Source organism: Syntrophorhabdaceae bacterium (assembly GCA_028698615.1).
In the GTDB taxonomy this organism is placed as follows: domain Bacteria; phylum Desulfobacterota; class Syntrophorhabdia; order Syntrophorhabdales; family Syntrophorhabdaceae; genus Delta-02.
In genome coordinates, this window is sequence record JAQVWF010000018.1 from 21359 (window position 1) to 33823 (window position 12465).

Consider the following 12465-nt stretch of genomic DNA (forward strand, 5'->3'; position numbering starts at 1 on the left):
TGTCCTCCTTATATGTTTTATTCACCCGTAAAGGTGGCTTTTCTTTTTTCCACGAATGCTGTCATACCCTCTTTCTGGTCCTTCGTAGCGAAACAAAGCCCGAAGTCCTTCGCTTCGAGGGTGAGACCTTCTTTGTTGTCGAGGGAAAGGCTCTTGTTGACACATTCCTTGGCCAATCTTACCGCAAATGGGCCGTTTGCACCTATTTTGGCGGCAAGCGCCATGACCTCGGTCATTAGCTGATCATCGGCCACCACTTTATTGAGAAGGCCCATCTCGTAGGCCTCCGCCGCGCCAATGGTTTTGCCCGTAAAGATCAGTTCTTTCGCCTTTGCAAGGCCGACGAGCTTTGCTGTCCGCTGCGTTCCCCCAAATCCAGGGTGTATTCCGAGGGTCGTCTCGGGGAAGCCCACCTTTGCCTTATCCGAAGCATAGATAATATCACAGGCGAGGGCCACCTCAAATCCGCCTCCCAGGGCGAATCCATTAACCGCGGCTATCACCGGCTTGTTCATGTTCTCCAGAGTGGCGAATGCCTCGTGCCCTCTTGCAGAGAACTCCATGCCTTCCAGAGCGGTCAGGTCCTTCATCTCGAGGATGTCGGCCCCTGCCACGAAGGCCTTGCCTTCGCCGGTCACTACGACGACCCTGACCTCGCTGTCCGCGTTCAGGGCCTTGCCTGCCGCCTTCAGTTCCACAAGCGTCTCTGAATTGAGTGCGTTCAGAGCCTTGGGCCTGTTGAACTTCAATATCGCGATACCGTCCTTCTTTTCGACGATAAGGTTTTTAAATTCCATCATCACGCCTCGCATTCGATTACCGCGGCGAGACCCATACCGCCGCCGATGCACATTGATACGAGACCATACTTGAGCCCCAACCGTTTCATCTGGTACAGAGCGGTGGTAACAAGGCGGGCGCCGGTGCAGCCGATGGGATGCCCGAGGGAGATGCCGCCGCCGAACATATTGCATTTATCCATATTGATGCCCAGTTCCCTGATACAGCCGATGGACTGCGAAGCAAACGCTTCGTTGAGCTCGATGCAGTCGATCTGGTCAATCGTCAGGTTGGCCTTCTTGAGGGCCTTCTTGATGGCGGGGATGGGACCCAGGCCCATGTACGCCGGGTCGAGGCCGCCGTTGGCCCAGGAGATCACCCTGCCCATGGGTTTTATGCCGAGTTCCTTCGCCTTATCCCGCGACATCATGACGACGGCGGACGCGGCGTCATTCAAACCGGAGGCGTTGCCTGCGGTCACGGTTCCGCCATTCTTCTTGAAAGCCGGTGCCAGGGACAGCATCTTCTCAAGGGTCGTATCCATCGGTCTTTCGTCGGTGTCGAAAATAATGGGGTTGCCCTTTCTCTGGGGGATGGCCACGGGAACGATCTCATTCTTGAAATAACCCGCCTTTATCGCTGCCCTTGCCCTCTGGTGGCTCAAGAGACCGAACTTGTCCTGCTCTTCCCTGGAGATGCCGTATTTTTCTGCGATATTCTCCGCGGTGAATCCCATGTGGTAGCCATAGAAGATTTCCCACACACCGTCGAGGACCATAAGGTCGACGGCTTTCGTATCGAACATGCGCGCCCCCCACCTCAGTCCGGGAAGCGTGAAGGGAGCCTGGCTCATATTCTCCATGCCGCCTGCCACAACAACTTCGCTGTCTCCGACCATAATCGACTGGTTGGCGTTAATGATCGCCCTTAATCCTGATGAACATACCTTATTAATGGTATAAGCAGCTGTTTCCTTCGGCACGCCGCCGTGAATGCTGGCCTGACGCCCCGAGTTCTGACCGAGTCCCGCCTGAAGAACATTACCCATGATAACTTCGTCGATCACGACCTCTTTGAGACTGCTGTCGTAATCATAGTACTTTGCTTCAAGTTCGGTGTCCGTCTTTCCTTCGAAGATGGCAGGGGCAAATTCCTTGTCCTTGTTCTTCGAAGGCCTGATCCCCGCCCTCTTGATGGCTTCCTTGATCGCTGTTCCACCCAGCGTGACAACGGGCACATCCTTCAGTGACTGTCCGAACTGGCCGATTGCAGTTCTGGCGCACGAAACAATAACAGCTTCTTTCATACAGGTCTCCTTTCATTTCAGTTGAAAAAAATTTCACAACCTTTTTATCGCAATTCCGGATATTTGTCAACGATTTTAATGACTGGGAGGGCGTTAGCGCCCGCCCTTTCCAGGCACTCATGACCGGCCTCTACACTGCGGCTGGACGTAAGGATACGGCAAAGACAGGCGGGCGCGTCCATCACCTCAAAAGCAATGAAATGTTGAGTTGCCGGGAATTAATGTGTTAACATAATCCGAATCTCAGAAAATCAAATCAATCAGCGAAAGGATGCCGTATATATGAACATCCCCCCAATCAACCTGAAGGCCCAGTTCAAGGGTGTCAAGAAAGACATTCTCAGGGGCATACGGGAAACGCTCGACGACCAGAAACTGATCCTCGGTCAGTATTGTCTGAAACTTGAGGAACAGATATCCTCCATGACGGGGGCGGCCCATGCCGTTTCCTGCGCCAACGGCACCGACGCGCTCATCCTTTCTCTCATGGCCCTCGGCATCGGCCACGGGGACGAGGTCGTCACCACGCCCTACACCTTCTTTTCAACGGCAAGTTCCATTGCGCTTGTGGGCGCCCGGCCTGTCTTTGCCGACATACAGGAAAGCGATATGAACATCGACCCGTCCCTGATCGAGCAGGCCATTACTCCGAAAACAAAAGCCATTCTCGTCGTCCATCTCTTTGGAAAGATTTGCGACATGAAAAGAATCCTCTCCATCGCCGGAAAACGGGGGATCCCCGTTATTGAGGACATGGCGCAGGCGCTTGGCGCCCGCCGGGGCGGCCTTGCCGCAGGCACATTCGGCGATATTGCAGCCACCAGTTTCTACCCCACAAAGAATCTCGGAGGCATCGGCGAGGGCGGCATGGTCTTGACCCGGCGTTCCGACCTTGGTGACAAAACACGCAAGCTTCGCGTGCACGGGATGGGGGAGAAACAATACATTCACGAAATGATCGGATTCAACAGCCGTCTCGACGAGATCAAGGCGCTTGCCCTCTCCGTAAAGTTCACGAAACTCGCCTCCTGGAACAAGACGCGGCTGGAGACCGCCGGCTACTACAACATGCATATGAGGAACCTTCCCCTCACCCTTCCCACTATCGATGACGAAACGTCCCACATCTTCCATCACTATGTGGTCCGAACAGACAGGCGCGATGCCCTCCAGCTCCATCTTAGGGAAAGAGGGATAATAACGGGCATCTACTATCCCCTGCCTCTTCATATGCAACCCTGTTTCTCATACCTGGGCGTCAAAGAGGGCGACTTTCCCGTCGCTGAAAGGGCGGCGAAAACAAGTCTTGCCATTCCTGTTTTCCCTGAACTAAAGAAGAAGGAAAAAGATTATATAATCGAAAGCATACGGTCATTCTTTGATAAATAACATTATAGATAATGCGCGAAGAAGCTCTTCGGCATCTTTATGGTCTTGTTCAGGAATTGTGATTTAGCTATTGGTCATTATCTTTTGCGTTTCCTACCACCAGCCTGACCATGGAATCCAGGTTAAGGTATTTCCGAGCTACCCGGTCCACATCCTCCCTAGTCACCTTCTCGATCAATGAAGGCCAGGTCTTGAACATACCCGGATCGAGGCCGTAGAGGGTATCGAAGCACATTGAAGACGTGATGGCGCTGTTCGACTGTGTCCTGATGTAATGGTTACCGATCAGGTAGTTCTTTCCGTCCTGCACCTCTTTCTCTGAGAAGCCCTTCTCACGGATCCTCTCTATCTCTTCGCGCGTTATGCGAATGACATCCTCCACAAAGGCCTCGCTCGTTCCTATATAGATGCCCATCGCGCCCGTCTCATAGGCCATCTGGTTGAAGAAGGTGACCGCATATGCATAGGGGTTCTCCTCCCTGAGCACCCTGTGTATCCTGCCACCCATGCCGCTGAGGACTGCATCGAGGACCTCGGCTGCATAGCGATCCTTGTCCGTCAGCCCCGGACCGGTAAAACCGAATACCATGTGTGTCTGCTGAATACCCTTTTCAACAGTCAGCTCTTTGCTGAAACGTCTGACGTATGCTTTGCGAAGTTCGTTCTTCTTGCCCTTCCAGCCGCGGAAGAGTTCCTCAAAGAACGGGAAGAACTCCTTTTCGTCGATATCGCCTGAGAAGGCAAAAACAGCACCCCGCGGTGTGACGAACTGCCGGTATGCGCCGTCGATGTCCTGAAGCGACAGGGCTTCGACATCCTTCTCGCTGCCCATGGGGTCGCGGCTGTAAGGATGGTCCGCAAACAGGGTCTCGTTGAACCGTAAGAAAGTGAAGGTCACCGGATCGTCATCCCTCTGGCGTATCTCTGACAACACCTCTCTTTTTACCCGCACGAGTTCCCCGTCCGGCATGGAGGTTTCCATGAGGAGCTCTTTGAGGAGTCTGAGGACCTGTTTTACATCCTTGCTCAGGAACCTGCCGGAAAGGCCGAAAAGATTTCGTCCATTGTAGGGTGCCAGCACACCGGCAAGCAGATCGATCTCTCTGGCTATCTCTGAAGCACTCTTCTTCTTCGTCCCTTTCAGGAGCATCCGCGCAAGAACGTTGAACTCACCGTTCTTTCCCGGTTCTTCGGCCTTGACGCCTCCTATGAAACCTATCCTGAATGAGAACGTCGGAGATGACACGTTCTTGTTCACGAGGCATGTCACACCATTTTCCAGGGTCTTTCGGTAGGGGTTTTTAACCATGCTCTTCGGTCCCATGACTACAGTGCGTCTATCCTTCGATTGCAGGTATTTGCCCGCCATCTCCCGAACGTCATCCGCCGTGACGCCGTCGACATCCTTGAGGTACTTCTCTATAAAATGGGGATCACCTGTCATCGTCTTCGAATCCCCTATTTCGCGGGCCCTTCCCTGGGCAGTTTCCGCATCGTACACATAGTACGCCTTGAGCATGTTCTTTGCCTTGGTGAGCTCCCAGTCTTCTATCCGTTCCTTTTGTAATCTTTTTATCTCCCCGTCTATCTCCCGCAGCACCCTGTCCCTGTCGTCACCCGAATAGTTGGCATAAACGACGAAGAGCCCCTCTTCTTTAGGAGTGAACACATATGTGGCAATCCCGTTCACAACACCCTTCCTGTTCTTAAGGACCTCCTGGAGCCTGGAACTCTCGCCGTCCCCCAGGATAACCCCCAGCACATCGAGGGCCGGGACATCAGGACTTGTCCTCCTCGGGATGGTATAGGCAAGGGCAATATACTTTTCGCGCAACTCCCTCTCGAGGACCTTCTGCTTCTCTCCGTTCGAGGCGCCCTTCACGATATGCCGTTCGGGCGGCGGCGCGACTGCCGGATCCCGGGACAGGTATTCGGCCATCAGCTTATGCGCCATGGTCTTGTCAAAGTCCCCTGTTATGACGACAGTGTGATTGGAAGGAACATAGTGAGACCGAAAGTATTCGACGATGTCCTGTCTTGAGATCTTCTCAACGGTATTGGTGAAGCCGATGACCGGTTTGCCGTAGGCTTGGCCGTGATAGCTCAGTGAGAACAGTTCCTTGAAGAGCTTGCGCTGGGGATCGTCCTCTCCCATTTTTATCTCTTCGAGGATGACCTTGCGCTCCTTGGCAATCTCCTCTTCGGGAAAAGCCGGGTTCTTGACGGATTCCATGAGAAGTTCAAAACCCTCACGAAAGGCCCGGGAGGGGACGATGATATGATAGACCGTGTTGTCGAAGGAGGTAAAGGCATTGACGCTCCCTCCCATGGCCTCGATCCTGGAAGCCAATGCATTGCCTTTGAGCTTCTGCGTTCCTTTAAATATGAGGTGTTCGATGAAATGAGTTATGCCCGCAACCCGGTCTTCTTCATCCTTACTGCCCACATTCACCCAGACCTGGACAGCGACGACACCGGTATTCTTGCGCTCCTCGAAAATGTAATTGAGACCGTTCTTAAGAGAGTGGACTTCCATTGCCGCCATCCTTCCTGGAAATAGGAAAATTATCACGAAAAACAACAGGAATAAGAAAGGCCCCCGAGAGGGCCTTTCTTCCTGTCTGAAACGTTTAAACCTAAAGGCCATGTATTACAGGGCCTTTCTTCCTGTCTGGAATGCCTTGACGTTGAGATCGTGGAGCTTCGGTGCGAGGAGCTTCTTGATCGCATCGATGAAGTAGACTTCCTTGATCTTCGGAAAGAAATTGGAGAACGCCCCGACGAGAACAACATTCTGTGCCTGAAGATTGCCGAGTTCCTTCGCAATCCCGAGGCCATCTATTACATGCACGTTTTCCTTGAAATATTTCTTGAATGTTGCCTCAACACCCGTCGGGTATGCCATCTGGCCCAGGCTTACCGACGGGGGAAGGATCTCCTGGGTGTTGATGATGATCTTGCCGTCCGGTTTTACCCAGTTGATGTAGCGAAGGGCCTCGAGCAGCTCGAAGGAAAGGAGATAGTCCACATCGCCGTATTTGATGATCGGCGAATGGACCTTCTTACCAAAACGGAAATGGGTCGTGACGTCACCGCCCCTCTGGGCCATACCGTGAACTTCCGCTTTCTTGACATCATATCCGGCCCTGATAAAAACCTCGCCGAGAATGTTGCTCGCAAGAATGGCACCCTGCCCGCCTACACCGGAAAGAAATATGTTTGTAGTCTTCTCATCTTTTTTCATATCTGCCTCCTCACTTCTTAGCCGGTTCTATGGCGTCGAATTTACATACCTGTACACATACCTCGCATCCAACACACTGATCGGGGTTGATATAGACCGTGCCTTTCCTCTTCTGCCCGTCTTTCGTCTGGCCCGCGCCTTCTCTCCAGCTTATGGCGGGGCAGTTGATCTCGAGACACATCTTGCAGCCGCGGCACTTGTCCATGTTGATGACGTAAAGAGGATTCTTGAACTTGCTCAGAGGTTTCGCCCTGCGAAGAAGCATACAGGGGCTGTCCTTGCAGAGGATGAGAGATGCTTCATCCCTGTTCAGCTCTTCCTTGACTATTTCCATTGTCTCTTTGATATTGTAAGGATCGACGTAGCGGATGTTCTTGATGCCCACGGCCTTGCCTATTTCCGCATAGTCGACCTGGTTCGCCAGTTCGCCGCGGACCGTAAAACCCGTCCCTGCGTGTTCCTGGTGACCGGTCATACCGGTGATCCTGTTGTCAAGAACGATCGTGGTCGAACTCCCCTTATTGTAGCCGGCGTTCATGAGCGGTGCGATCCCGGAATGGAGGAATGTGGAGTCGCCGAGGACGGCGCACATCTTTCCGAGAGCTTCCTTGCCCATTGCCTTCATGGCGCCATGCACCATGCCGCCGCCGGAACCCATACAGATCGTCGTATGGAGGGCGGAGATCGGCGGGGCGACTGCCAGTGTATAGCAGCCGATATCGCCGAATACGAAGGCGCCGAGTTTCTTCAGTGCATAGAACAACGGCCTGTGGGAGCAGCCGGCACAAAGGTTGGGCGGTCTTCTCGGAAGATCCTCCGGTTTTACCCTGACCTTGGGGGCCTTGTAGGCCTTGCCCTTTATCGCCTGCTCGACGATCTCGGGTGAAAGTTCGTACATGTTGGGGATGATGTCCTTGCCGTGGAAGAGTTTATAGCCCATCGCCCTGATCTCTGTTTCAAAGAAGGGGTCGAGTTCTTCGATGACCATGACCTTCTTCACCTGCTTGAAGAAGTCGGCAATCATCTTTTTCGGAAGCGGCCAAACCATGCCGAGCTTCAGAAAAGAATATTCGGGAAAAACTTCCTTTGCGTACATGTAGGCGGCGCCGCTTGCGATGATACCGACGCTCTTGCTGTTGATCTCCATCTTGTTCAGCTTGGTCTTGTCCGCGAAGGCTTCCAGTTTTCTCATACGTTCTTCGATGATCTTCCTTCTCGGGCGAACGTTGGCGGGGACCATAACGTACTTTGTGGCTTCTTTCGGGTCGAGGCCAAGGGGCATCTTCGATTCTACCCTTTTGCCCGTCTGGACCAGTGAATCAGCGTGAGCAATCCTGGTCACCGTTCTCAGGAGCACCGGGGTGTCAAACTTTTCACTGATGTCGAAGGCCGCCTTCGTAAAATCATAACATTCCTGCGCATCGCCTGGTTCGATCATGGGCACTTTTCCAAAACGGGCCCAGTTCCTGCTGTCCTGCTCGTTCTGAGAGCTGTGGACGTTGGGGTCATCGGCAACGACGATCATGAGGCCGCCCTTGATGCCTGTATAGGCAAGGGTCATCAAGGAGTCGGACGCCACGTTCATGCCGACGTGTTTCATGGATGCCATAGCTCTTGTGCCGGCAATCGCTGCACCGCTGGCTACCTGAACCGCCACCATTTCATTGGGTGACCATTCAGCATAGATCTCCGGGTAATTGTCGGCAACGTCTTTGAGGATCTCACTGCTCGGTGTTCCGGGATATGCGGCAGCGACTTTCACACCAGCTTCCCAGGCACCTCTTGCAATTGCTGCGTTTCCTTGCATTATTTCTTTCATACTACCCCCATAATGGCATATCGCCTGGATTTTGAGTGATTAATTGCTTCACCTCCTTCAGAACACAAATTTTTTTTATATTTTTACTAAGGCTTGTTAATGAATTCACGCATTATTTTCAACAGATTAACCATTCTTTGTCAAGAAATATCGTTATGGAATACGCTCGGATGCCAGGAAATCCACGATACGGCGGCAACCCTCCAGCCCTTCCTCTATATTCTTAAGGGATATCCTCTCATCCTTTCCGTGCATTCTCATATGTTCTTCTTTTGTAAGCGTGATCGGGAAGAAACCATAGGAGGGGACGCCGAGGTCCCTGAAGTACCTGAGATCCGTCGCCCCCGTTGTCACGAACGGAAGTACCGGGATACTCCCCTTCAAGGAGACGACGCAGTTCTCAATGCCCTGAAAATAGACCGTGTTGTACCGAGAAGGCCCGGGCTCGCTTATCTTTTCCCCTATGCGCTCTATTTCGACATCTTTCCCGGCAAGCTGCCGCACCTTCCTGAAGAACCTCTCATGGGTCTCCGTGGGGAGAAGCCTGGAGTCGAAGTATACCGAGGACTGGGCCGGTATGACGTTGACCTTTTCGCCACCCTTGAGTATCGTCACCGTCACAGTGTTCCTCAATATCGCGTTATAGATCTCATTACCTTCGAGGAACCTTTTCCATTTCGGTATCCTCAGGGCCTCCTTCAAGGGAGGGAATTTTGCGCCGCCGATCCTCCTGCCTCCCAGCACGCCGTCAAGATATGCAGATGTCACCGGCGTCATCTTGAGAGGCCACTTGTGGGAGAGTATCCTGTGCGCGGCCTCAACGACCTTCTCGTTGGCATTGTCCCCGTGGGGCATCGATCCATGTCCGCCCCTGCCCTGTGCCTTCACGATGAACTGGCTCAGCTTCTTTTCCGTCACCGACACCTGGGCATGCACGAGCCCATCCTCCTCGATGAGGCACCCCCCCTCACTGAGTACGAACGACGCGTCCTTAAGCTCCGGCATCCTGTTGAGCATGAATTCCATCCCATTGGCACCCCCGACCTCTTCGTCACAGGTGGCGAGAAAGATAACGTCTCTTTTGGGGACGACGCCCCTGTGCGCGAGATCTATGAAGGCAAGGAGCTGGCATATCACCTGGGCCTTCATGTCGATCGCTCCCCTGCCGTAAACGTACCCGTCCCTTACCTCGCCGCCGAAGGGATGGGCCGTCCATTCTTCCTCCCTGGCAGGAACCACATCGATGTGGCCGAGGAGAATGACGGGTTTGCCCCTTTTCGCTCCCCTTATCCGGGAGATGATGTTCGCCCGTTTCGGCGCACCCGCATATATCTCGGCACCCAATCCTTCGCGTTTAAGGATGTCCTCGAGGAAGAGGGCCGCAGACTCCTCATTTCCCGGGGGGTTCGTCGTGTCTATTCGCAGAAAATCTCTTATGAGTGAAACAGCATTGTCAAGGGTGTTCATAATGTATCCTGTTCTTTCCCTCCTCTTTTGCGCGATAGAGGTTGTCGTCGGCCTCCTTGATGAGTTCCTTATACTGCCTGCCGGGGGTATAGGACGCCAATCCCCCGCTGACCGTGGCATAGACCTGATGGTTCTCGGCCTCCACGAAGCTGTCGCCGATGGCGCGCCTGAGGCGCTCCGCAACTACCATGGCCTTTTCGGAGCTCGTTTCGGGAAGTATGACAAGAAATTCCTCTCCGCCATACCTTCCGACCTTGTCTATGCTTCTCAGGTTCTCCTTCACGATCCGCGATATGTTCTTCAAAACCTGGTCACCGGCGAGATGCCCGTACCTGTCGTTTACAAGTTTGAAATCGTCCACATCGAGGAGAAGGACAGAAAAAGGGTACTCATACCGCCTTGAGCGCTCGATCTCCGTCGCAAGCTCACCCACTATGCACCCATGGTTGAAAACGCCGGTCAAGCCGTCATGCCGCGAGAGGGTCCTGATCTCTGCAAAGAGGCTGATCTTCTCAAGGGTAAGGGCAATATGTGAACAAAAACGGGTGAATATCGACCTTTCCTCTTCATTGAACGGCTCCGGTCTGTATAGTGCGGCGTATCCGTATAGACGATTGGTGGTCTTGAGCTCCGAAAGCACCGACGCTGTGCCGCCTGAGTCAGTCCGGGATTCATTATTACCCCATCCGGCAAGCACGGAAACCATGAAGCGCTGAAGCTCCGGGGCACGCTCGGACTCGGGCAGGATATGGATGTCCGCCTCCTGCCCGCCCATCAGCATTGTCCCGAAGAACTCAAAGTCGAGAAAGCCTTTAAGCAGCTTATAGGCATTCCTCAAAAGAAAGGCGGGATCCTCGGTCTCACCGATCATGTGGTGAAGGCTCTTGAGGAATTCGAGTTCGAGGATGTTAACCTTTTCCCGCCGAAAGCGCTCCTCGACCTGGGCTGTCAGCTCCTCGGTCCTGAGCACCTCTCTGTAGTGGTCCATACTGTTGTTGACAATGTGAAAAAGTTCCTCGAAGCTCTTGAAGGGCTTGGTCAGCAGGGCATAGGCCCCGTTGCTCAATGATTCCAGCCTCTCCCCTTCGTCGGCATAACCGGTCATCATTATGACCGGTATACGGCGGTCGATCTTCTTGATCTCCTTAAGGATCTCTATTCCCGAGATGCCGGGCAGGACAATGTCGCAAAGAACAGCGTGAGGCTTCTTGTCCCTCAACTCTTTTGGAAGGTCGGGCATCGTCTCGTATGCAAAGACCGTAAGACCGAACTGCTGCAGGAACTCTCGCAGGACAGCCAGCAGAGTAACTTCGTCATCGATGATGAATAAACGCTTTTCAGGAGACATTCTTAGCCGGCACTCTGGCCCGGTCGCCCACCCCTGGTCCGATATTGTCTGTCTCTCAAACGGAGACGACCTCTTTGACCTCGGGAATCTCCTGTTTGAGCTGTTTCTCCACGCCCATCTTCAGGGTCATCATGCTCATGGGGCAGCTCCCGCACGCGCCCTGCAGCTTGACCTTAACAACACCGTCGACGACATCGATAAGCTGAATGTCTCCCCCATCCCTTTGCAGGAGAGGCCTGATCTTCTCGAGCACCTGCTGGACTTTATCCTTCATTTTTTTTCCTCCGTTGTTTTACGGGCCGTGCCGGGACTTCGGCGCGGCGCGGCTCCTGTACGCTGACCTTGATCTCCCACGACACCGGCTTTTGCGATTTGGGGACCGCGATCTTCAGCACCCCTTCTCTGTATGTGGCTGAGGCCTTTTCTCCCACGACACCGGCTGGAAGCTGAATGCACCTCAGAAAGGATCCATGCACCCTCTCGGAACGGCAACAGTTTTCTTCCCTGAACTCTTCATCCCGTTTGCGCTCACCCTCTACGGTCAGCTTGTCCTCGAGGATGGTTATCTTCACTTCTTTCGGGTCGATCGCCGGTATGTCCATAGCCACGACGATGTCCCCCTCTCTCTCGACTACGTCAACCGCGGGAAGCCAGTCCGCCTCGCGCAGGGTCGGGAACCCGGCCTCGCCAAAGAATTCCTCGAAGACCCGGTCCATCTCTTCGCGTAAAGAGGGAAACTTGGTTTCCCACATAGATTTCCACGGCGTCAAAGGCATGTGTGATACCTCCTGTTATGCCCCTTGCGGTGCGGCGACCAGCCTCTTCCAGAAACTTACGATGCCTGACTGGTGGAAGACAAGCTCCACGAGTTCCCACCCGGATGCCCCCATTTCATTGAGCAAGCCGGAAAGATTATCGAGCTGTTCCACTCCGACGTTATGGACTTCGCATTCGCCGCCAGGCCTGCAGGCGTAGACGATACTATTTTCTTCCTCAATATCGACACCGCCTTTCTTCAGCTCATCCATCGAATAGATCTTAACGGTATACTCGAATTTCTTCATCGGTCAACCTCGCCTCCCGGACTCTTTATGGTACAATGATAAACCATT

At 53.5% G+C, this 12465-nt stretch carries 11 protein-coding genes; 1 reads left to right on the forward strand and 10 read right to left on the reverse strand.

What is annotated here, in order from left to right:
* Positions 1-17: 17 nt before the first annotated feature.
* Both PHC90_08210 and PHC90_08215 read right to left on the reverse strand, forming a co-directional pair.
* Positions 18-800 (reverse strand): enoyl-CoA hydratase-related protein, encoded by a 783-nt coding sequence (locus PHC90_08210; protein MDD3846330.1) that lies wholly within the window; start codon positions 798-800, stop codon positions 18-20.
* Positions 800-2086: an acetyl-CoA C-acetyltransferase gene (locus PHC90_08215; protein ID MDD3846331.1), complete on the reverse strand. Its 1287-nt coding sequence runs from the start codon at positions 2084-2086 to the stop codon at positions 800-802. Before PHC90_08215 ends, PHC90_08210 begins: the two co-directional genes overlap by 1 nt.
* A 282-nt stretch (positions 2087-2368) precedes the next feature.
* Between PHC90_08215 and PHC90_08220 the strand changes: the two genes are divergently transcribed.
* Positions 2369-3475, forward strand: a complete 1107-nt coding sequence (locus PHC90_08220) for a DegT/DnrJ/EryC1/StrS family aminotransferase (protein MDD3846332.1) — start codon at positions 2369-2371, stop codon at positions 3473-3475.
* A 67-nt stretch (positions 3476-3542) separates the two neighbouring features.
* Here the strand turns inward: PHC90_08220 and PHC90_08225 are convergent, their stop codons facing one another.
* From PHC90_08225 to PHC90_08260, 8 genes are all read right to left on the reverse strand, one after another.
* Positions 3543-6011 (reverse strand): pitrilysin family protein, encoded by a 2469-nt coding sequence (locus tag PHC90_08225; GenBank protein ID MDD3846333.1) that lies wholly within the window; start codon positions 6009-6011, stop codon positions 3543-3545.
* 114 nt (positions 6012-6125) lie between these two features.
* The gene (locus PHC90_08230) at positions 6126-6719 is read right to left on the reverse strand and encodes an indolepyruvate oxidoreductase subunit beta (protein MDD3846334.1); all 594 of its coding nucleotides are present in this window, start codon (positions 6717-6719) and stop codon (positions 6126-6128) included.
* 10 nt (positions 6720-6729) lie between these two features.
* Complete coding sequence (gene iorA / locus PHC90_08235) at positions 6730-8526, reverse strand: indolepyruvate ferredoxin oxidoreductase subunit alpha (protein MDD3846335.1); 1797 nt, start codon at positions 8524-8526, stop codon at positions 6730-6732.
* 165 nt (positions 8527-8691) lie between these two features.
* Positions 8692-10005: a M20/M25/M40 family metallo-hydrolase gene (locus PHC90_08240; GenBank protein MDD3846336.1), complete on the reverse strand. Its 1314-nt coding sequence runs from the start codon at positions 10003-10005 to the stop codon at positions 8692-8694.
* The gene (locus PHC90_08245) at positions 9992-11353 is read right to left on the reverse strand and encodes a diguanylate cyclase (GenBank protein MDD3846337.1); all 1362 of its coding nucleotides are present in this window, start codon (positions 11351-11353) and stop codon (positions 9992-9994) included. The genes PHC90_08240 and PHC90_08245 overlap by 14 nt, the downstream gene beginning before the upstream one ends.
* Positions 11354-11408: 55 nt before the next feature.
* Positions 11409-11627, reverse strand: a complete 219-nt coding sequence (locus PHC90_08250) for a NifU family protein (protein ID MDD3846338.1) — start codon at positions 11625-11627, stop codon at positions 11409-11411.
* Positions 11617-12129: an Hsp20/alpha crystallin family protein gene (locus PHC90_08255; GenBank protein ID MDD3846339.1), complete on the reverse strand. Its 513-nt coding sequence runs from the start codon at positions 12127-12129 to the stop codon at positions 11617-11619. The genes PHC90_08250 and PHC90_08255 overlap by 11 nt, the downstream gene beginning before the upstream one ends.
* Before the next feature lie 15 nt (positions 12130-12144).
* Entirely contained in the window at positions 12145-12417 is a 273-nt protein-coding gene (locus tag PHC90_08260; protein MDD3846340.1) for a hypothetical protein, read from the reverse strand.
* Positions 12418-12465 lie beyond the last annotated feature (48 nt).